Origin of the sequence: Komagataeibacter europaeus LMG 18890 (assembly GCF_000285295.1) — a bacterium.
In the GTDB taxonomy this organism is placed as follows: Bacteria; Pseudomonadota; Alphaproteobacteria; order Acetobacterales; family Acetobacteraceae; genus Komagataeibacter; species Komagataeibacter europaeus.
The window spans coordinates 15,517-36,208 of record NZ_CADP01000023.1; the positions used below are offsets into that span (position 1 = coordinate 15,517).

Genomic DNA, 20,692 nt, shown 5'->3' on the forward strand with positions numbered 1-20,692 from the left:
GACAATACATGCGGATTCCGTCCTTTTCCATAACCCGGCATGTGCGTCTGTCGCACGTGCTGTTGGTGTGTTCCGTTCTGGCCCCCCTGCCCGTCTGGGCCGATGAAGATCCAGAATCACTGGATATCATGGAACGCCAGATGGAACAGTTGCAGCAGCAGCAGATGGCGCTACAGAAAAGCCTGCAGGCCATGCGCCAGCAGATCATCCAGCACCGCGCCCAGATGGGTGGCACGGCGGCCCATGGCGGCCACCCGCTGGAGGTCACGGGGTCGGGCGGGCATGTACACGGCGGCTGGACGCCGGTGGAAGGGCACAGCCCCGCACCGTCCCAGACGGCGGGGATCGCCTCCATGGCGCGCCCGCATATCGGCGGCCATTCCGACCCGGTATCCGAACTGGGCGACCAGCCGACCTATGAATCGGTCGTGGCGCACCGTGAGGAAGACCTGATTTCCCACATGGCCAACAATAATGTCGGCCCGCATAACCGCGAAACGGTGGGCGCGCAGTCGGCAGGCGCGCTGGGCAGCAAGGTGTTCCACCTTGGTCCCGTGTCCATCATCCTTGGCGGTTTCTTCGATGCGGCAGCGATGGTGGAAAACCGGCAGGTTTCATCGGGCATCTTCAATTACTGGAACGCGATCCCCTTCCGCGACAGCTCGAATTTCCACACCACCAACTTCAATGGGGATGCGCGGTATTCGCGCTTCTCGCTCATGGCGCGGGGACAGCTCAACCCGCACCTGACGGTGGCGGGGTTCGTGGAAACGGATTTTGGCGCGAGTGCCGAAACCACCAACCCGTATGAAAGCAATTCCTACGTGCCCCGGCTGCGGCAGGCTTACCTGACGCTGGATGATTCGCACGCCAACATGCATTTCCTGATCGGTCAGGCCTGGACCATGCTGACGCCTGACCGCGTGGGCATCGTGCCGCGACAGGAAAGCCTGCCCGAAACAATCGAATCCTCCATCCTCGCCGGACAGACATGGTCGCGGCAGTGGCAGGTGCGCGTGGTCAAGGATTTCATGAACCATCGCGTCTGGACGGGTTTCTCGATTGAAAACCCGGCCACCATCTATGACACGACCGGCTTCTCCGCTTCGGGGGATAACGGGGAATACAGCCTGCCGGGCAGCGGCAACTATGCCAAGGTCGGCTCGAACGGTGTGGGGCTGACCAGTTCCACCACCAACTATTCCAACGAAATCGCCCCCGACATCATCGGCAAGGTGGCATGGGACCCGACATGGGGCCATTACGAAATCGAGGGACTGCTGCACTTCCCCCACGACCGTTCCGTCATCAATGGCACGGGCCAGAACCATACCGCCATTGCATGGGGGGCTGGTGGGTCGATGATCCTGCCAGTCATTCCGCACAAGCTGGAAGTGCGGCTGGCGGGACTGGCGGGCCGGGGCATTGGCCGCTACGGCTCGGTCCTGCTGCCTGACGCCACGTTGCGGGCCAATGGCGCGCCGGCCCTGCTGTCCAGCGCGCAGACAACCGCGGGCGTGATCGCGCACCCGAACAAGGTCCTGGACGTCTATGGCTATTTCGGCATGCAGCGTTCAGGCCGCAGCTATTTTGATTCGGATGGGCAGGCCTATGGCTATGGCAACCCCATGGCGAACAATACCGGGTGCGAGACGGAAACCTCCGATGCGGTCAGCGCCGCCCTGGGCAACTGCACCGCCAACATCCGTTCGGTGGAGGAATTCACCATCGGCGCATGGTACCGCTTCATCCACGGCCAGTACGGCACGGTGCAGGCGGGCACGCAGCTGGCCTATTCGCGCGTGCATACATGGGGCGGCATGGGTGGCGCGCCGACAACCAGCCTGAGCGAAATCTTCTTTGACTTCCGCTACCTGCCATTCCAGTAATCCCCCCTTGCGGTGGGGGATATTGCGTCCGGCATGGAAAAGGAGGATGGTGGCCCGCAATCAGGAATGATGGAAAGGCCAGCGCTCATGTCAATCAGGTTACGGCACTTGGTTCTGCTGGGCGTATTATGTGCCCCTGTCGTGCCGGGTGTGGCAATGGCCGACGGGGGACATGCCGACGCTGGCAACGAAGACCCCGGCGAGGCCTCGCAGCGCCATTTTTCCATGCATCAGCTTTCCAAGAAGCCGCCGCTGCCACGGCTGCACATGGATTACAGCCAGTACCGCTACATCCCGCCGGGTGACAAGATCAAGGAACAGCCGGACCTGAACCGCCTGCTGTTCTGGACCCCCACGGGGGAACCGGACGGCTATGCGGAACGACGCGGCACCGCCGTCCTGTATTATGACCGGACCGGCAAGGCCGTGCGTGTCGATACCAACCCGTACGGCCGCTAAAAGACTGTCTGGAAAACAATAAACGTTTTTGGGCGCCACCTTTTTTCAAACAGGTGACGTTTCCCGAAGCGTTTTGAAAAAAGCTTCACCAGAAACTTTCTTCAGTTTTTTTCCCGCTCCTGTGGCGCATAAAGCTGATCCAGCATGGGCGGCGCCAGCAGGGATGCGGCCGGTCCATCCGCCATGACCCGGCCATGACGCAGCAGGATGGCCCGATCGAATATGCCCGCAGCCTGAACCGGGTCATGCGTGGTGGCGACAATGGCGCGGCCCTGTGCCGACAGCCGGCGCAGCAGGGCGTACAGCCGCTGTTTCTGCCCGTAATCAAGACCGGTTTCCGGTTCATCCAGAATCAGGACCTGCCCCCCCTGCGCCAGCGCACGGGCCAGCAGCACGGCCTGCCGTTCCCCGCCGGACAGTTCGGTATAGGGCCGCGCGGCAAGATGGGTGATCGACAGTTGCGCCAGCGCATGCGCTACCGCTTCACGATCGCGTTCATGCAGCGTGGGCGCAAACGGCGTTTCCGCCAGTCGTCCCATGCCCACGATATCACGCACGCTATAGGGGAACAGCGGCACATGCCCCTGCGGTACATAGGCGATGCGGCGCGCGATGTCCCGCCGGGACCAGTCCGCCATGGGCCTGCCATCCAGCCAGACCCGGCCTGAATCCGGGCGGGCAAGACCCAGCAGCAGGCGCAGCAGCGTGGTCTTGCCCGCGCCATTTGGCCCCAGCAGGGCCGTCATCTCACCCGTGCGGATATCCAGCGAGACATCATGCAGCACCGTGCGATGTCCCCGGTGGAAACCCGCATGGTCCACCCGCAGGATGGCGCTGCCCCCACTCATGCCCGCCACCCGCGCCGCAACAGCGGCAGCACCGCGACAAACACCACCACCCCCAGCAGGTCGGCAATCAGGCCCACGGGAATTTCCTCCGCCGACAGGGTGCGCGCCAGGTCATCACAGACCAGCAGGAACATCGCCCCCACGCAGGCACTGACCGGCAGCACGCGCATGTTGCATGGCCCGACCAGCAGGCGCGCGACATGGGGCACAACCAGCCCGACCCAGCCAATCATGCCCGCGACCGCGACCGTCATGGCCGCCAGCACCGTAGCCCCGCCAATCACCCCGTATCGCAGCGCCATGACCGGTATGCCCAGCGTGCGCGCTTCCTCATCGCCCATGGCAAGCCCGTCCAGCATCCGCCCACATGCCGACAGCAGTACGATCCCCATCACCACCGGCCCCACCAGCACGACCAGCGCCTGCGGTGTCACCTGCGTCAGGCTGCCCAGCAGCCAGAATACGATATCGGGCAACTGGTTCTGCGGGTCCGCCACGTATTTGAGCAGCGACAGCAGCGCCGTAAACAGCGCCGAACTGATCAGCCCGCCGAATATCAGCATCAGCATGGACGTCGCATCAAACATCTGCGCCACCCCCACCCCGAACGCCACCGCCGCCAGACCGCCAAGGAAGGACAGGGCGGCCACACCGGCATGGCCCATGCCCCATACAATACCCAGCGCCGCCCCCATGCCGGCACCCGCCAGCACGCCAAGCAGGCCGGGAGAGACCAGCGGATTACGAAACACCGCCTGGTACGCAGCCCCCGCCACCGACAGCGCCGCCCCCACGCACATCGCCCCCCCGATCCGGGGCAGGCGCGCGCCAAACAGGACGGTATGCACCATATCGCCCTGCGCCGGGACATGCCCCACCGTCAGCAGGGCATGCAGCACCTGCCCCGGCTGCAACGGGAAGCGCCCGATACATGCCGACAGCAGCGCCAGCACCAGCAGGCCCACCACACACAGGCACCCGACCACGCGCGCGCGCAGGTTCACGGCGTCCTGTCCGCCACGGGTTCGGGTGGCTGCCCCGCAAGAATGCGGGCCGCGTCCTGTGCACTCAGGGCATAATGGAAATAGGTATCGTAGAATTCACGTGTCAGGGTCAGCGGGTCCACATCGGCAAACCGGTCGGGGTGCAGGGTCCTGGCAGCCCAGCTGATCTGCAGCGGCAGTTCGCTGCCATACCGGTCCCACGGGAAAACACCCGACGGGTTGTTATGCACCCTGCCCTCCCGCACCGCGCGCAGGCGCTGCCACACGCCGCCATTGGCCGCCGGGTCCAGCGTGCCGCAATCCGGGCCAAGGATGATGACATCCGGGTCCCATGCCGCCACCTGCTCGACCGAAACCGGCTTCATGTTGCCGCTTACGCCCTGCGCGGCGTTGCGGCCACCGGCAAGGGTGATCCATTCATCGACAATGCTGTCCGCACCATCAACCTTCAGCGGGTGCAGCGACTGGATATGCAGCACGCGCGGGCGCTGGGCGTCGGACAGGCCGGACAGCCTGTCGCGCGCGTCATTGACGGTCTGCAGCATCATGGTGCGGTAACGGGTGGCAGTCACATGCGCCTGTTCCGTGCCCAGGGCGGCCGCCGTCATGTCCATGACCCGCAGCAATCCGTCCACGTCATGGAATGCGGAAACAAGGGTTGGCACCCCGACCCCACGGAACGCCGCGATGGCAGCCGAGGCATCTGGCATGAATACAAGGTCCACCCGGTCCCGCAGCAGGGTTTCGGCATTGACCTGCGGGCCATTGACCACCTGTGCCTGATACAGGGTGGGAAAGACCTTGTACATCCACGGGCGTGCCTGCGGGCGGTCCACGGTCATGACAATCTGCCGTGCGCCGCCCAGCATCAGCACCAGTTCGTTATGGGCGAACCACAGGTCGGCAATCCGCGCGGGATGGTCGGGCACGGACTGGGCAACGCCCGCCATGTCCGTCACCTCGCGCGCCATGGCGGGCGACAGGATGGGGCCACCTGCCGCAATCATGCACGCCAGTGCCCCGATGCCCAGCCTGCGTCTGCCAATCTTCACCGTGCTGTCCCCTTCCATGGTCCAACGTATTATATCGAAACAGATATATACATGAACCACCGGGACGCAATCAGCCCCGGGGGCAGGCCTGCCGACAGACCACCCCGAAAGAAGGCTGAAAATAACGGAAGTTTTCGGATGACGTTTTTTGCAAAAAGCTTCCGGGAACGCCGCCTTCCTGAAAAAAAGACGGCACCCGAAAACTTCTTTTATTTCCGGTCAACCCATTATCCTGAAATGCCCCTAACCAGCATAGGTGCTGATATCAGGGCACGAACAGACAAGGTTGCGATCCCCATAGGCATTGTCCAGCCGGTTGACCGGGGACCAGTATTTGCTGGCTGGCGCCACGGCGCCCGGCAGGCTGGCCTGCGCACGGTCATAGACATGGGCCCAGTCCGGGTCAGTCACGTCACGCACGGTGTGCGGGGCGTGGCGCAGGGGGCTGTCGTCGATGGTCAGTTCGCCATTTTCAACCGCCATGATTTCGGCGCGGATGGCGATCATCGCATCACAGAAGCGGTCCAGTTCGGTCCGGCTTTCGGATTCGGTGGGTTCGATCATGAACGTGCCCGCAACCGGAAAACTGACGGTCGGCGCATGGAAGCCATGGTCGATCAGGCGTTTGGCGATATCATCCACCGTAACCCCGACCTTGTCCTTCAGCGGGCGCAGGTCGATGATGCATTCATGCGCGACCCGCCCGTTCGCACCCCGGTACAACACCGGATAATGCGCCGAAAGCCGCGTTGCGATGTAGTTGGAGTTCAGGATTGCGACCTCGGTCGCACGCTTCAGCCCCGCATCGCCCATCATGACCATGTACATCCACGAAATGGGCAGCACATCGGCAGACCCGAAGGGAGCAGCCGAAATGGCGTTGGCCGCGCCAAGCTGCGGCGCACCGGGCAGGTAGGGGGCAAGATGCGCGCCCACCCCGATCGGTCCCATGCCCGGACCACCCCCGCCATGCGGGATGCAGAAGGTCTTGTGCAGGTTGAAATGGCTGACATCACCGCCATACACGCCCGGTTGCGCCAGCCCCACCTGCGCATTCAGGTTCGCACCATCGACATAGACCTGTCCGCCCGCCGCATGCACCAGCGCACAGATCTCGCGCACGTTGTCCTCGAACACGCCATGGGTGGAGGGATAGGTGATCATGATCGCGGCAAGCTGGTCGGCATGTTTCGCGATCTTCGCCTTCAGGTCGTCAATATCGACATTGCCCTGCGGATCGCACGCCACCACCACAATACGCATGCCCGCCATCTGGGCCGATGCGGGATTGGTGCCATGGGCCGATGCCGGGATCAGGCACACGTCACGCCCCACATCGCCACGCCCGCGGTGGTACCCACGGATGGCCATGAGCCCCGCGAATTCCCCCTGCGCGCCGGAATTGGGCTGGAGCGAGACGGCGACATAACCGCTGATCCGGCACAGCATCCGTTCAAGATCGGCAAACAGCCGAGCATAGCCCCGCATCTGGTCCGCAGGTGCGAAGGGATGGATATTGCAGAATTCCGGCCACGTGATGGGCAGCATTTCCGCCGTGGCGTTCAGCTTCATGGTGCATGAACCCAGCGGGATCATGGACCGGTCCAGCGCCAGGTCACGGTCGGCAAGACGGCGCAGGTAGCGCAGCATGTCGGTTTCCGACCGGCAGGCGGAAAAGATGGGCTGCGTCAGCATGTTACCCGTGCGGGCAAGGCCCACGGGAATGGGGCTGCCGACCGCGGCAAGGCCGGCCTCGACCCCGGCCACTCCTGCGCCGTCGCCACTGACGCTGGTCCAGACCGCGCGCACCGTGTCCGGCGTGGAGGTCTCATCCAGACTGATGCCCACATGGGTCGCATCGACCCGGCGCAGGTTCATGCCCGCATCCAGCGCGCGCGCCATCACGGCGTCCGTCTCCGTGCCGGTTGCAACCGTGACCGTGTCAAAGAACGCCGTTGTCACCACCTTCGCCCCCAGCGCGCGCAGGCCGGCGGCCATGATGGTGGCCAGCCTGTGGATGCGCGTGGCGATGGCCCTCAGTCCCGCCGGGCCATGGTACAGCGCATACATGGACGACACGATGGCGGGCAGCGCCTGTGCGGTGCAGATGTTCGATGTCGCCTTTTCACGGCGGATATGCTGCTCACGCGTCTGCAGCGCCAGACGGTAGGCGGGATTGCCGCGCGAATCGATGGATACACCCACGATCCGCCCCGGAATGTTGCGGCGGAATGCATCGCGCGTCGCCATGTAGGCCGCATGTGGGCCACCGGCCCCCATGGGCATGCCGTAACGCTGCATGGACCCGATGGCGATATCCGCCCCCAGCGCGCCGGGGCTTTCCAGCAGCAGCAGCGCCATGGGGTCCGCCGCGACACTCGCAATCGCACCCGTCGCATGCAGGCTTTCGATCCATGCACGCGGATCACGGATCTCACCCGATGACCCCGGGTACTGGAACAGCGCGCCAAACACCGCCTGCGGGTCCAGATCGGTGGCGGGATCACCCACCACGACCTGCCAGCCCATCGGTTCGGCGCGGGTGCGCACGACCGCGATGGTCTGCGGGTGGCAGTCGACATCGACAAAGAAGGCGTTGGCTTTGCTTTTGGCCACGCGACGGGCCATGGCCATGGCTTCGGCTGCCGCCGTCCCCTCGTCCAGCAGCGAGGCATTGGCCACGTCCAGCCCGGTCAGTTCGATCACCAGTGTCTGGAAGTTCAGCAGCGCTTCCAGCCGTCCCTGGCTGATTTCGGGCTGGTACGGGGTATAGGCCGTGTACCAGGCCGGGTTTTCCAGCACGTTGCGCTGGATCACGCCGGGCAGGATCGTGTCGTAATACCCCTGCCCGATCAGCGATGTCAGGACCCGGTTTTCCGCCGCGATCGTGCGCAGGCGGGCCAGCGCCACATGTTCGGGCACACCCGCGCCAAGACCCATTGCGCCCGACAGGCGGATGGCGTCCGGCACGGTCTGCGCCATAAGCGTATCGAGGCTGTCCGCCCCCACCACACGCAGCATGTCGGCCACGTCATGCGCGTCCGGGCCGACATGACGGGCGCAGAACGCACCGGCATCATCACCCAGATCATGCCACAGGGAAGAAGAACCACACGGGGAAGACGTCACGGCCAGCGTACTCCGTAAAGACAAGGGGACGGTCAGGAAAATCAGCCAACCAGCGCGATATAGGTGGCCCTGTCCATCAGGCCCTCAAGCTGGGATGCATCCGCAATGGTCATGCGCACGATCCAGCCCTCGCCTTCGGGATCGCGGTTGACCAGGGCGGCGTCATCGCCCAGCTCATCGTTGAACGCCAGCACGTCACCCGTCACGGGCGCGTAGATGTCGGATGCCGCCTTGACCGATTCCACCACGGCCACGCTGTCGCCCTGTTCCACCGTCGTGCCGGGGTCGCGGGCTTCGGCAAACACCAGTTCGCCCAGTTCGTTCGCCGCATGGGCGGTAATGCCGACAACCGCGACATCACCGTCAACGCGCAGCCATTCATGTTCCCGGGTGTAATAAACGGTCATGTCCATGCTCCATTGATCTGAAATATGTTTGAAAAAACAGCGGGAAACCTAGCGTTTGAACGTCGCCGCCACGAAGGGCAGCGCCGTCACCGCCACCGGCAGCAACCGGCCCCGCACGCTGGCGAACAGCGATGTGCCGACGGTGGCATGGTCAGCCGCCACGTAGCCCATGGCGACGGGACCACCTACGCTGGGGCCAAACGCGCCCGACGTCACGCGGCCCGCGGGCTGCGTGCCCGCTTCGTCAGCAAACAGTTCGGCCCCTGCGCGCACCGGCGCGCGGCCCTGCGCACGCAGGCCCACGCGGCGGCGCGTCGTGCCATCAGCCAGCTGGTCGGCCACGACCTGCGCCCCGGGATAGCCACCGGCCCGCGCGCCACCGGGCTTGCGGCTTTTCTGGATGGACCATTCAAGGGCGGCCTCAACCGGGGTCGTGGTCAGGTCGATATCGGAACCGTACAGGCACAGCCCGGCTTCCAGCCGCAGGCTGTCGCGCGCGCCAAGGCCCACGGGCGCGACATCGGGATGGGCCAGCAGGGCGCGGGCCACGGTGAGGGCACCATCATTCGCCATGCCGATTTCAAATCCGTCCTCGCCCGTATAGCCGGAACGCGAGACGATGCAGGGCACGCCCGCCAGTTCCATCTCAGCCACATCCATGAAGCGCATCCCGGCGGCCCTGGGGTCAAGGGCAACAAGGGCGGCCTCGGCTGCGGGCCCCTGCACCGCGATCAGGGCGCGGTCAGCCAGCATGTCCACATCACAGGTCGCCCCCAGCGCGTCACGCACATGCGCGAAATCGGCATCCTTGCACGCGGCATTGACCACCAGCAGCAGCCAGTCGCCCATGTTGGTGACCATCAGGTCGTCGCTGATGCCGCCATCCGCCGTGGTGAACACCGCATAACGCTGGCGACCGGGTTTCAGGCCGACGATATCGGCGGGCACCAGTGCCTCCAGCGCATGGGCGGCATCCGCGACCTGGCCGGATTTCGGGCGGATGCGCACCTGCCCCATGTGCGAGACATCAAACAGCCCCGCCTTTGCCCGGGTATGCAGGTGTTCGGCCATGACCCCGGCAGGATACTGCACCGGCATGTCATAGCCCGCGAATGGCACCATCCGCGCGCCGAGTTCAAGATGAAGGTCATAAAGCGGGGTTCGCAGCAGCGGCTGGGTCATGCGGGCTGGGCCTTGTGCATGTCCGCATGCGCGCAGGCACCCCCACATGCACGGCATGCGGGCGACATGGCACGATACGCGCCAGCGGAACGGGGAATGGGAAGCCAGGACCGGGAAAAAACACGGGCGGGCGATGGCGTGGACATGAGGCACTCCTATCGAATCCGGATGGATTCAAAAGTGCCCCTTCTGTCGCATGTGCCTGAGATCGCTATCCCGTCGGCGGGTGCCCGGATCAGGGCGCCTCTTTCCAGAATTCTCGGCCGACCGGTCCTTTGGCCTGAGAGTTTCCGGGGCGGTTGCTCCTTCGGCGCTGGCGCGGGGCCAGTCTCTCCCGTGTCGACAAAGCTGACTTGACATGACCGGACGCGCCAAGTCAATCCATGAAAACCATCCCATCTTCCGGACACCGTGACACCACGGCATTCAGGCATTACGTTCTGAGTCCGTAATATAAAAAAGGATCCACCCGCATGACCACAAGCCCGCTGACCGTCGTGGCCGAATTCCGCGTTCCTGCTGAAAACCGTGACCACTTCCTCGAACTGTGCACCTATGACAGCGCGCATTCCGTGGCGGATGAAAGCGGCTGCCAGCGCTTTGAGGCCATAAGCCCGATGGATGACCCGCAGACCGTCATCCTGATGGAAGTCTATGATGACGAGGACGCGTTCGAGACCCATCTCGCCACCCCCCACTTCAAGGTCTTCGAAGTGGGCGTGAAGGAACTGGGCGTGGACCTGGTCAGCCTGCGCAAGACCGCGCGCATTGCGCCCAGGTCCTGACGACCGGCCTGACGCCGCAACAAAACAAAAAAGGCCGGGGGGACATGCCCTCCGGCCTTTTTTCATTTCATCCGCACCACAGCGTTAGCGCGGCAGGTTCTGCGCGATATAGGGCGGCAGGGTGAAGGATGCGACGTGCATTTCAGGCGTCCAGTACCGCGTGCCCCTGATACCGGCCTTCTGCGCGCGCGCGCAGATCACATCGACCGGCTGGCGACCCGGCACGCTGCCCTTGGCCGCGACACCCAGCGTCATGAACCCGCCGACATAGGTGGGAACCGCCGCGACATAGGCCGACACATGATCAAAGAACTGTGCCCGCCGCGCGCTGGTGTCACGCAGTTCATCCGCCTGCATGAACGGCACGCCGCACTGGTTCACGATAATGCCGTTGGCCGTCAGGATGCGTGCGCAGTGTTTGTAGAACGAATCGGTAAACAGCACTTCGCCCACACCGATCGGGTCGGTGCTGTCCACGATGATGACATCAAACGACCCATCCGCCGCATTGGTCACGTATTCGATTCCGTCGCCCACGATCACCTCGGCGCGCGGGTCATTCCATGCATTCCCCGCGATGGAGGGCAGGAATTCCTTGGACAGCGCGATCACGTCGCCATCGATCTCGACCATCACGGCCTTTTCCACGGTGCCGTGTTCCAGCACGCGGCGCAGCACGCCGCCATCGCCCGCGCCAATGATCAGCACGCGCTTCGCATCGCCATGTTCCAGCAGCGGCACGTGGGTCAGCATTTCCTGATAGACGAATTCATCGCGTTCCGTGATCTGGACCACGCCATCAAGCATCAGCACACGGCCAAGATCGACGTTCTCGAACACGGCGATATCCTGGAACGCGCTTTTTTTGCGCGCCAGCATCCGGTCCACACGCAGTTCCTGCCGCCAGCCTTCGTACAGGCCTTCGCTGATCCACTCACGGGACATTGCGATCCCCCTTTCCGTCCTAATCAATGCACATGAAAAAGCACGGGCCGGAAATCAATCCGGCCCGGCACTTCCGTTTTTTCGTGAAAGTCACATCGGGACACGGAGGAAACCCCGCCCCGACCGCAGCCGGTTAAAGCTGCACGCGCCCGCGGCGCTGCTCATCCACTTCGATCCGGCCGGCCTGGAACAGGCGCTGCATGACCGGGATCGCAAGATGCGGATCGCATGCCCCGCACATAAAAATATCCACGGCGGCGAAATTCCGCTCGGGCCATGTGTGGATCGAGATATGGCTTTCCGCCAGCACGACCACGCCCGACACGCCGCCATTGGGCGTGAAGTGATGGAAGTGACTGTGCAAAATCGTAGCCCCGGCCGTCACGGCGGCTTCGCACAGGGTACGGTCGATCTGCTCGGGATCATCAAGATTCCGGGCATCCCAAAGATCGACAAGAAGGTGCGTTCCCGCAAACTTCATTCCGTCTTTCTCGACGAAATAATCCTTCCGGTCGTCCTCGGACGAAAACGGCGCTGAAGAGATCTGGTTATCGCTCGGGTGTTCCGAGACCATCCCCAGTTGAGCAAGTGCGTTCATCACGTACCCCCAAACCAGTAGACAGCCTGTTGGGCAAGATTGCCCCCTTGGGCCAAGAGAGGCGCTGATAGGGCCTGCGGGCCTTATGGCGCAAGTGTTTTTCGCACCCCCGCCAAAGTTTTTTTCCGCCCAGCCATCAGCACCCACGAAAATAGACGTCTATTTTACAGATTTACGACCGGTTTTTGCCGGTTTCCCCTTCTTTTTGACGGTATCGGGCGCCTTGGCCGCTGTGGCTTTTTTGCCGCGTGCCTTTGTCTTGCCCGCAGGCTTCCCGTCCGGTTCGGGAACCGGCACCAGCGGCCTGTGTTCCAGCAGCGGGCGCAGGAATCGTCCCGTATGGCTGTCGGGGCTGGCCGCCACCTGTTCGGGCGTGCCGCAGGCCACGATCCGGCCGCCGCCATCACCGCCCTCCGGCCCCATGTCGATCACCCAGTCGGCGGTCTTGATGACCTCCAGGTTATGTTCGATCACCACGACCGTGTTGCCCTGGTCCACCAGTGCGTGCAGCACCTCCAGCAGCTTGCGCACGTCCTCGGTATGCAGGCCGGTGGTGGGTTCATCAAGGATGTACAGCGTGCGGCCCGTGGCCCGGCGCGCCAGTTCCTTGGACAGCTTGACGCGCTGCGCCTCACCACCTGAAAGGGTGGTCGCCTGCTGGCCCAGGGCGACATAACCCAGCCCCACCTTCTGCAATATGGCCAGACGGTCACGGATGCGCGGCACGGCGGAGAAGTAGGGCAGCGCTTCATCCACCGACATGGCCAGCACGTCGGCAATCGACTTGCCCCGGAACTTTACGTCCAGCGTCTCGCGGTTGTAGCGGGCGCCCTTGCAGGTATCGCAGGTGACGAACACGTCGGGCAGGAAGTGCATCTCGATCTTCAGCACCCCATCGCCCTGACAGGCCTCGCACCGCCCGCCCTTGACGTTGAACGAGAAACGGCCCGGCTTGTAGCCCCGCGCCTTGCTTTCGGGCAGTTCGGCGAACCAGTCGCGGATGGGGCCGAACAGGTCGGTATAGGTCGCCGGGTTGGAACGCGGCGTGCGGCCGATGGGGGACTGGTCGATATCGATGATCTTGTCGAGCTGGTCCAGCCCGTCAATGGCCGTATAGGGCGCCGGATTCTGCCCTGACCCCATAAGCCTGCGCGACAGGGCCTTGTACAGCGTGTCGATCACCAGCGTGGACTTGCCGCCACCCGATACCCCGGTCACACAGGTAAAGGTGCCCAGCGGGAACCTTGCCGTCACGTCCTTGAGGTTGTTGCCCGTCGCCCCACGCAGCACCAGTTCCCGCTTCGGGTCGATTTTCCGGCGTTCTGCCGGCACGGGAATGCACTTGCGCCCCGAAAGATACGCCCCCGTCAGGCTGTTGGGGTTTTCGGCCACTTCCTGCGGCGTGCCGGCGGCAACCACCGTGCCGCCATTCACGCCAGCACCCGGCCCCATGTCGATCAGCCAGTCGGCGGCGCGGATCGCGTCCTCGTCATGCTCGACCACGATCAGGGTGTTGCCCAGTTTCTTGAGCCGGTCCAGCGTGCCCAGCAGGCGTTCATTATCGCGCTGGTGCAGCCCGATGGACGGTTCATCGAGCACATACAGCACGCCCGTAAGCCCCGAGCCGATCTGGCTGGCCAGCCGGATGCGCTGGCTTTCCCCGCCCGACAGCGTGGCCGATCCGCGTGACAGGGTCAGGTAGTCCAGCCCCACATCATCAAGAAAACGCAGGCGATCGAGAATTTCACGCAATATGCGGTGCGCGATCTCGGCCCGCTGGGGCGTCAGCGTCGCCTCCACCGTGCCGAACCAGTCCAGCGCCTTGCGGATGGGCATGTCCGATGCCTGCGCGATGTTCAGCCCCGCCACCCGGACCGACAGGGCTTCGGGCCGCAGGCGTGCGCCATCACACACATGGCATGGCTTTTCGGACTGGTAGCGCGACAGTTCCTCGCGCACCCATACGCTGTCGGTTTCCGCCATGCGGCGGCGCAGGTTCCTGACCACGCCCTCGAACGGCTTGGTCAGGCTATAGGCGCGACGGTCATCGCGATACGTGAATTCGATCGGGTCTTTTCCGCCCTCCAGGATCACGTCGCGCACGCCTTCGGGCAGGTCTTCCCACGGCGTGTCCATCGACACGCCATAATGTTTGGCAATGGAGGCCAGCGTCTGGGTGTAATAGGGGCTCTGGCTGTTGCGCCAGGGCGCAATGGCGCCCGCAGCCAGCGAAAGCGATTCGTCGGGCACGATCAGGCGCGGGTCGAAAAATGTTTCCTGCCCGATGCCATCGCACGCCGGGCACGCACCCTGCGGCGCGTTGAAGGAGAACAGGCGCGGTTCGACCTCCTCCAGCGTGAAGCCGCTGACGGGACACGCGAAGCGCGATGAGAACACCGTGCGCGGGGCTTCCTCGCCTTCCGGCAGGGTCTTCACCACTTCCTCCGCATAGACCAGACCGTCGGACAGGCCGAGTGCGGTCTCGAAACTGTCGGCCAGACGGCTTTCGATGCCTTCCTTGACCACGATGCGGTCCACCACCGCTTCGACCGTATGGCGCAGGCGGCGGTTGAGTTCCGGCACTTCGTCAATCGTGTACAGCGTGCCGTCCACCTTCACGCGGGTGAAGCCCTTGCGCTGCAGTTCGGCCAGTTCCTTCTTGCATTCGCCCTTGCGGTCGCGCAGCACCGGGGCCAGCAGCATGAGGCGCGTGCCCTCTGGCATGGCCATGACGCGATCGACCATCTGGCTGATCGTCTGCGCCTCGATCGGCAGGCCGGTGGCGGGCGAATACGGCACGCCCGCACGCGCCCACAAAAGGCGCATGTAATCATGCACTTCCGTTACTGTGCCGACGGTGGAGCGGGGATTCTTCGATGTCGTCTTCTGTTCGATGGAAATCGCGGGCGACAGCCCCTCGATCGAATCGACATCCGGCTTGCCCATGAGTTCCAGGAACTGCCGCGCGTAGGCCGACAGGCTTTCCACGTACCGCCGCTGCCCTTCGGCATAGATGGTGTCAAACGCCAGTGACGACTTGCCGGACCCCGACAGCCCGGTCATGACCGTCAGCGCGTCACGGGGTATGTCGATATCGACATTTTTCAGGTTATGTGCCCGTGCCCCGCGTACACGGATGGATTGCGGGCTGACATGCTGTGCCGCCGGAACCTGTTCCGGACGCGAAGAAACGCTCATGAACTCTCCCTGTTCCGTTCCCGTGCGGGAAAGCGGATACCGGCCGCCATCTTGGGCCATCCCATATCTGGTCCCGACGGTCCATTACGACAAGGGCAGCAATGCACGGGCCTGCATGCGCGCAGGGCAGACTGCGGCACGATAGCGATCTCCTTCGCGCACTCGCAATTCAAAGTCGTATCCGGTAGGATCGCCGCATCTATTCGCCACGACCGCCATCCGGCGGCCGGTGGCGGCATCCGGCAGGGGGCAGGCCCGCTGCCGGTCCCATACTCGAACTGCAGCAGGACAGCATATGGCGGGCAGCGTCAACAAGGTCATTCTGGTCGGCAACCTGGGCAAGGACCCCGAAGTCCGCACCAGCCAGAGCGGGGCGAAGATCGTCTCGCTGACATTGGCCACAAGCGACACATGGAATGACCGCGCGTCGGGTGAGCGGCGCGAGCGGACGGAATGGCACCGTGTCGTCATCTTCAACGAACGCATTGGCGACGTGGCCGAGCGTTTCCTGCGCAAGGGCCGCAAGGTCTATCTGGAAGGTTCGCTCCAGACCCGCAAATGGACCGACCAGAGCGGCCAGGACCGCTACACCACCGAGGTGGTGGTGGACCGTTTCCGTGGCGACCTCGTGCTGCTGGACAGCAACCGCGGCGGTGACGCCGGGGGTGGCGATGACATGGGCGGCGGCTATGGCGGCGGTGGCGGTGGCGGCTACAGCGCGCCCGCGCGCCAGCAGCCCCAGCGTAACGAACGCCCCGCCACGGGCGGCGGCGGTGGCGGCGGCTGGGACGCGCCCGCCGGCGGCAGCGACCTGGACGACGAAATCCCCTTCTAGGCCCGCACTTATCCCCCGCGTGGCGCTTCGCGCCGGGGGACAGGACATGCTATACACACGCAGGGACATGGTGGCCGCGCCCCGGCCATAGCCTTGCCTTCCGTTCCACCCCCATGGCCACCACGACCATGGGGGCGGATAACCCTGACATGACGGAACTGCCTTGACCGAGATACCCGACGATCCCCTGCCCCCGTCCGACATGCTGCCGGTTACGATCGAGGAGGAAATGCGCTCCTCCTACCTCGCCTACGCGATGTCCGTCATTGTCAGCCGCGCCCTGCCGGACGTGCGCGACGGGCTGAAGCCGGTGCATCGCCGCATCCTGTATTCCATGCGCGAAAGCGGGTTCACCCACGACAAGCCCTATCGCAAATCGGCCCGCGCGGTCGGTGACGTGATGGGTAAATACCACCCGCATGGCGACTCCTCGATCTATGACGCCATGGTGCGCATGGCGCAGTCGTGGTCGATGCGGGTGAAGCTGATCGACGGGCAGGGCAATTTCGGGTCGGTGGACGGGGATTCGCCCGCCGCCATGCGTTATACCGAAGCACGCCTGGCCAAGGCCGCGTCCTTCCTGCTGGATGACATCGACCGCGATACCGTCGATTTCCAGCCCAACTATGACGAAAGCGAGCAGGAACCCAAGATCCTGCCCGCCGCCTTCCCCAACCTGCTGGTCAACGGCGCATCCGGCATCGCGGTGGGCATGGCGACCAACATCCCGCCGCACAACCCCAGCGAAATCATTGACGCGACCCTGGCGCTGATCGCGCGGCCAGACATGACGCTGGATGACCTTCTGGAATACGTGCCGGGCCCGGACTTCCCCACCGGGGGCACCATCCTTGGCCGCGCGGGCATCCGCAGCGCGTTCGAGACGGGGCGCGGGTCGGTCATCATCCGTGCGAAGGCCGAGATCGAGGAAATCCGCAAGGACCGCCGCGCGATCATCGTGACCGAGATCCCGTACCAGGTGAACAAGGCCACGCTGCAGGAACGCATCGCCGACCTGGTGCGCACCAAGCAGGTCGAGGGCATTTCCGACATCCGTGACGAAAGCGACCGTTCGGGCATGCGCATCGTCATCGAGATCAAGCGCGAGGCGACGCCGGAGGTGGTGCTGAACCAGCTCTACCGCTTCACGCAGCTCCAGACCTCGTTTGGCGTGAACATGCTGGCCCTTGATGGTGGCCAGCCGCGGCTCATGGGCCTGAAGGACGTGCTGGAAGCGTTCATCCGCTTCCGCGAGGACGTGATCCTGCGCCGCGCGCGCTTTGACCTGAACAAGGCGCGTGACCGTGGCCACCTGCTGGTCGGCCTTGTCATCGCGGTCGCCAATATCGACGCGGTGATCGCGCTGATCCGCGCCGCCCCCGACACGGCATCCGCCCGTGCCGCCCTTATGGCGCGCGCATGGGATGCAGCCGATGTCGCGCCGCTGCTGGAACTGATCCATGACGAGGGCAATGTCATCATCGATGGCAAGGTCCACCTGACGGAAGCACAGGCGCGCGGCATACTGGAACTGCGCCTGCAGCGCCTGACCGGGCTGGAACGCGACAAGATCCAGCAGGAACTGTCCGAAGTGGCGGTCAAGATCAACGACCTGCTGGACATCATCGCCAGCCGCCCGCGCCGCATGGAGGTCATGCGCAACGAACTGGCCACCATCCGCGCCGAACTGGCCACGCCACGCGCCACCGACATTGCCGATTACGCCGGCGACCAGACCGATGAAAGCCTGATCGAACCGGGACAGATGGTCGTCACCATCACGCGCGAAGGCTTCATCAAGCGCACTCCGCTGGATGTCTTCCGCGCCCAGAACCGTGGTGGACGCGGCCGGACGGCGGCGGGACGGCGGGGCGATGACATCATCGTCCGTTCGTTCAACGCGCATACGCACCAGTGGGTGCTGTTCTTCTCCTCGGGCGGGAAAGCGTATCGGGAAAAGGTCTGGCGCCTGCCTGAAGCCAGCCCGACCGCCAAGGGCCGCGCGCTGGTCAACCTGCTGCCCGACCTTGGCAGCGACACGATCACCGCCGTCCTGCCGCTGCCGCAGGATGAGGAACTGTGGGAAAACCTGCACCTTGTCTTTGCAACCGCATCGGGCAGCGTGCGGCGTAACCGGCTGAGCGATTTCCGCAACATCCGCTCATCGGGCCTGATCGCCATGAAGCTGGATGAGGATGACCGCCTGATCGGCGTCGCCACCTGCCGCGAGGGTCAGGACGTGTTCCTGGGCACCCGCAACGCGCGCTGCATCCGCTTCCAGATCACCGATGACACGCTGCGCGTGTTCGCCGGGCGCGGCAGTTCGGGCGTACGCGGCATCAGGCTGGCCGAAGGCGACAGCGTGAACAGCCTGTGCGTGCTCAACCACGTCGAGGCCACGGTGGAGGAACGCGCCGCCTACCTGCGCATGGCCAATGCCCGCCGCCGGGCCGAAGCCGCCATGGAAGGCGAGGAGGCGGATGAGGTCACGCCTGCCGATGACGCCGAAATCCCGGCCGATGACCTGCCCCTGACGCCGGAACGCTTTGCCGAACTGGAGGCGGCGGAGGAAGTGCTGCTGATCGTCAGCAACGCGGGCTTTGGCCGCCGGTCCTCGGCCTATGATTACCGTGTCAGCGGACGTGGCGGGCAGGGCATCAACAACATGACCTTCTCCGCCAACAAGCGTGGCAATGCCGTGGTGGCGACGCTGCCGGTGCTGGCGGGCACGGACATCATGCTGGTGACCGATGCGGGTCGGCTGATCCGCCTGCCCATCAACCAGGTGCGCATCATGTCGCGCCAGGCCAGTGGCGTGACCCTGTTCCGCCTGAATGACACGGAAGAAGTCACCAGCGTCTTCCCGGTCATGGATGACGGGGAGGAAGGCGAGGACGGTGAAGGCGACGTAACCGAACCCACCGATGACACCCCCACCCGCGACGCAGGGCAGGATGACTGAGGCCACGACCATCCGCACGGGGTTCTATCCCGGCACGTTCGATCCCGTGACCAGCGGGCACATGGATATCATCGAACGTGCGGCAGCCCTGGTTGACCGGCTGGTGATCGGGGTTGCGGAAAACCGGGACAAGCATCCCCTCCTCCCGCTGGAGGAACGGCTTTTGTGCCTGCGCACCGATATCGAACCGCTGAATGCCGGGCGCGCCATTCCCATCACCGTGGTCGGTTTTACCGGGCTGGTGGTGCATGCCGCGCGTACGCATGGGGCGCATGCAATCATTCGCGGGCTGCGGGCGGTTGCGGATTTCGAATACGAGAACCAGATGTTTGGTATGAACCAGCATATGGCACCGGACATTGACGCACTGTTCCTGATGGCGCGGGAGGGGCACCAGTACATCTCCTCCCGGCTGATCAAGGAAATCGCCCGGCTGGATGGGGACATTTCCGGTTTTGTCCCGCCCTTTACCCGCAGGCACATCCTCGGCCGCCTGCGTGGCTGATGGACCGGGGCCGCCTGTCTGGTCCCGTTCCTCCCACCCTTCACTTTACGAAACGGATCACGATGTCTGCTACAGAAAACAAGTCCGACCTGATCAACATGGATCTCAAGACAGGACGGGTGGTGATCCGCCTGCGTCCCGACCTTGCCCCGCTGGCCGCCGAACGCATCCGTACGCTGTCGGCGGAAGGGTTTTATGACAACACGCCCTTCCACCGCGTGATCCACGGCTTCATGGCGCAGGGCGGTGACCCGACGGGCACCGGCACGTCAGGCAGCAAGCTGCCGGACCTGAAGGCCGAATTCACCAACAAGGCCAAGTTCGAACGCGGCACGGTCGGCATGGCCCGCACCATGAACCCCGACAGCGCGAACAGCCAGTTCTTCATCATGTTCGAACCCTCCCCGCACCTTGATGGCCAGTACACCATCGTGGGCCAGGTAATCGAAGGCATGGACCACATTGACAAGGTCAAGCGTGGCGCGGGCCAGAGCGGCATGGTCCAGGATCCCGACCGCATCATCAAGATGCGCCCGGCCGACGCCGAAGCCTGATTATCCTGCCTGACCGGACGGCCCCCACAGGATGCGGGCTGTCCGGTCAGTGGCCGGGATACGGGTGGCCCGTTTCACGCGGGCCCCTGGTGTCCCGGCCTGTTTTTTTGCGGGCCTTATGCGGTCACGCACAGGTTGACACCCCCGCCGGGGATGTTTAGAGACCTGCCCAAGGTGTAACGCCACGGTTTCCGACCATGGCCAGCCCCTTCATACAGATGATGTGAGCCGGTAGCTCAGTCGGTAGAGCATTCGACTTTTAATCGAATGGTCGTGGGTTCGAGCCCCACCCGGCTCATAATTTTCCCCTTTGTTATCAAGCGGTTAGCGTTTTGCTTGA

At 64.1% G+C, this 20,692-nt stretch carries 16 protein-coding genes, 1 tRNA gene and 1 riboswitch; of the genes, 8 read left to right on the top strand and 9 right to left on the bottom strand.

All coding sequences use genetic code 11. The features are described 5' to 3' along the window. Positions 1 to 8: 8 nt before the first annotated feature. Together GEU01_RS09330 and GEU01_RS09335 are read left to right on the top strand one after the other, a co-directional pair. The gene (locus GEU01_RS09330; RefSeq protein ID WP_019085872.1) at positions 9 to 1,889 is read left to right on the top strand and encodes a hypothetical protein; all 1,881 of its coding nucleotides are present in this window, start codon (positions 9 to 11) and stop codon (positions 1,887 to 1,889) included. 156 nt (positions 1,890 to 2,045) lie between these two features. Further along, positions 2,046 to 2,348, top strand: a complete 303-nt coding sequence (locus tag GEU01_RS09335) for a hypothetical protein (protein WP_010507138.1) — start codon at positions 2,046 to 2,048, stop codon at positions 2,346 to 2,348. Between the two features lie 101 nt (positions 2,349 to 2,449). Here the strand turns inward: GEU01_RS09335 and GEU01_RS09340 are convergent, their stop codons facing one another. From GEU01_RS09340 to gcvT, 6 genes are all read right to left on the bottom strand, one after another. Next, on the bottom strand, positions 2,450 to 3,196 hold the full coding sequence (locus tag GEU01_RS09340) for an ABC transporter ATP-binding protein (RefSeq protein ID WP_010507140.1): 747 nt from the start codon (positions 3,194 to 3,196) through the stop codon (positions 2,450 to 2,452). Further along, a complete protein-coding gene (locus tag GEU01_RS09345) occupies positions 3,193 to 4,200 on the bottom strand; it encodes a FecCD family ABC transporter permease (RefSeq protein ID WP_019085873.1) in 1,008 nt (335 codons plus the stop codon). The genes GEU01_RS09340 and GEU01_RS09345 overlap by 4 nt, the downstream gene beginning before the upstream one ends. Further along, on the bottom strand, positions 4,197 to 5,270 hold the full coding sequence (locus tag GEU01_RS09350) for an ABC transporter substrate-binding protein (protein WP_019085874.1): 1,074 nt from the start codon (positions 5,268 to 5,270) through the stop codon (positions 4,197 to 4,199). The genes GEU01_RS09345 and GEU01_RS09350 overlap by 4 nt, the downstream gene beginning before the upstream one ends. A 225-nt stretch (positions 5,271 to 5,495) precedes the next feature. After that, positions 5,496 to 8,381: an aminomethyl-transferring glycine dehydrogenase gene (gene gcvP / locus GEU01_RS09355; RefSeq protein ID WP_019085875.1), complete on the bottom strand. Its 2,886-nt coding sequence runs from the start codon at positions 8,379 to 8,381 to the stop codon at positions 5,496 to 5,498. 41 nt (positions 8,382 to 8,422) lie between these two features. Then, entirely contained in the window at positions 8,423 to 8,788 is a 366-nt protein-coding gene (gene gcvH, locus GEU01_RS09360) for a glycine cleavage system protein GcvH (protein WP_019085876.1), read from the bottom strand. Positions 8,789 to 8,836: 48 nt separating this feature from the next. After that, a complete protein-coding gene (gene gcvT / locus GEU01_RS09365) occupies positions 8,837 to 9,970 on the bottom strand; it encodes a glycine cleavage system aminomethyltransferase GcvT (protein ID WP_019085877.1) in 1,134 nt (377 codons plus the stop codon). A gap of 259 nt (positions 9,971 to 10,229) precedes the next feature. After that, positions 10,230 to 10,317: riboswitch (glycine riboswitch) on the bottom strand. 126 nt (positions 10,318 to 10,443) lie between these two features. On the opposite strand from gcvT, the gene GEU01_RS09375 reads away from it, so the two are divergent. Continuing rightward, positions 10,444 to 10,755 (top strand): antibiotic biosynthesis monooxygenase family protein, encoded by a 312-nt coding sequence (locus GEU01_RS09375; RefSeq protein ID WP_019085879.1) that lies wholly within the window; start codon positions 10,444 to 10,446, stop codon positions 10,753 to 10,755. Positions 10,756 to 10,839: 84 nt separating this feature from the next. On the opposite strand, the gene speE is transcribed toward GEU01_RS09375, so the two are convergent. The 3 genes from speE to uvrA all read right to left on the bottom strand — a co-directional run bounded on the left by speE (position 10,840) and on the right by uvrA (position 15,496). Then, a complete protein-coding gene (gene speE / locus GEU01_RS09380; RefSeq protein WP_019085880.1) occupies positions 10,840 to 11,700 on the bottom strand; it encodes a polyamine aminopropyltransferase in 861 nt (286 codons plus the stop codon). Between the two features lie 133 nt (positions 11,701 to 11,833). Then, complete coding sequence (speD, locus tag GEU01_RS09385; RefSeq protein ID WP_025437442.1) at positions 11,834 to 12,298, bottom strand: adenosylmethionine decarboxylase; 465 nt, start codon at positions 12,296 to 12,298, stop codon at positions 11,834 to 11,836. Between the two features lie 159 nt (positions 12,299 to 12,457). After that, positions 12,458 to 15,496, bottom strand: a complete 3,039-nt coding sequence (gene uvrA, locus GEU01_RS09390) for an excinuclease ABC subunit UvrA (protein ID WP_019085881.1) — start codon at positions 15,494 to 15,496, stop codon at positions 12,458 to 12,460. A 295-nt stretch (positions 15,497 to 15,791) separates the two neighbouring features. On the opposite strand from uvrA, the gene ssb reads away from it, so the two are divergent. From ssb to GEU01_RS09415, 5 genes are all read left to right on the top strand, one after another. Continuing rightward, positions 15,792 to 16,331, top strand: a complete 540-nt coding sequence (gene ssb, locus GEU01_RS09395) for a single-stranded DNA-binding protein (protein WP_010507163.1) — start codon at positions 15,792 to 15,794, stop codon at positions 16,329 to 16,331. 163 nt (positions 16,332 to 16,494) lie between these two features. Continuing rightward, a complete protein-coding gene (gyrA, locus tag GEU01_RS09400; RefSeq protein ID WP_019085882.1) occupies positions 16,495 to 19,293 on the top strand; it encodes a DNA gyrase subunit A in 2,799 nt (932 codons plus the stop codon). After that, positions 19,286 to 19,798 (top strand): pantetheine-phosphate adenylyltransferase, encoded by a 513-nt coding sequence (gene coaD / locus GEU01_RS09405; RefSeq protein ID WP_010507173.1) that lies wholly within the window; start codon positions 19,286 to 19,288, stop codon positions 19,796 to 19,798. Before gyrA ends, coaD begins: the two co-directional genes overlap by 8 nt. 62 nt (positions 19,799 to 19,860) lie before the next feature. Further along, complete coding sequence (locus GEU01_RS09410) at positions 19,861 to 20,352, top strand: peptidylprolyl isomerase (RefSeq protein WP_010507175.1); 492 nt, start codon at positions 19,861 to 19,863, stop codon at positions 20,350 to 20,352. A gap of 225 nt (positions 20,353 to 20,577) precedes the next feature. Next, positions 20,578 to 20,650, top strand: a tRNA-Lys gene (locus GEU01_RS09415). Positions 20,651 to 20,692: the final 42 nt, after the last annotated feature.

Coding starts and splice junctions, on each gene's coding strand:
- coaD (WP_010507173.1), top strand. CDS start 19,286: ATGACTGAGGCCACGACCATCCGCACGGGGTTCTATCCCGGCACGTTC.
- GEU01_RS09335 (WP_010507138.1), top strand. CDS start 2,046: ATGGCCGACGGGGGACATGCCGACGCTGGCAACGAAGACCCCGGCGAG.
- speE (WP_019085880.1), bottom strand. CDS start 11,700: ATGTCCCGTGAGTGGATCAGCGAAGGCCTGTACGAAGGCTGGCGGCAG.
- GEU01_RS09340 (WP_010507140.1), bottom strand. CDS start 3,196: ATGAGTGGGGGCAGCGCCATCCTGCGGGTGGACCATGCGGGTTTCCAC.
- speD (WP_025437442.1), bottom strand. CDS start 12,298: ATGAACGCACTTGCTCAACTGGGGATGGTCTCGGAACACCCGAGCGAT.
- GEU01_RS09375 (WP_019085879.1), top strand. CDS start 10,444: ATGACCACAAGCCCGCTGACCGTCGTGGCCGAATTCCGCGTTCCTGCT.
- GEU01_RS09330 (WP_019085872.1), top strand. CDS start 9: ATGCGGATTCCGTCCTTTTCCATAACCCGGCATGTGCGTCTGTCGCAC.
- uvrA (WP_019085881.1), bottom strand. CDS start 15,496: ATGAGCGTTTCTTCGCGTCCGGAACAGGTTCCGGCGGCACAGCATGTC.
- GEU01_RS09410 (WP_010507175.1), top strand. CDS start 19,861: ATGTCTGCTACAGAAAACAAGTCCGACCTGATCAACATGGATCTCAAG.
- gcvH (WP_019085876.1), bottom strand. CDS start 8,788: ATGACCGTTTATTACACCCGGGAACATGAATGGCTGCGCGTTGACGGT.
- ssb (WP_010507163.1), top strand. CDS start 15,792: ATGGCGGGCAGCGTCAACAAGGTCATTCTGGTCGGCAACCTGGGCAAG.
- gcvT (WP_019085877.1), bottom strand. CDS start 9,970: ATGACCCAGCCGCTGCTGCGAACCCCGCTTTATGACCTTCATCTTGAA.
- GEU01_RS09350 (WP_019085874.1), bottom strand. CDS start 5,270: ATGGAAGGGGACAGCACGGTGAAGATTGGCAGACGCAGGCTGGGCATC.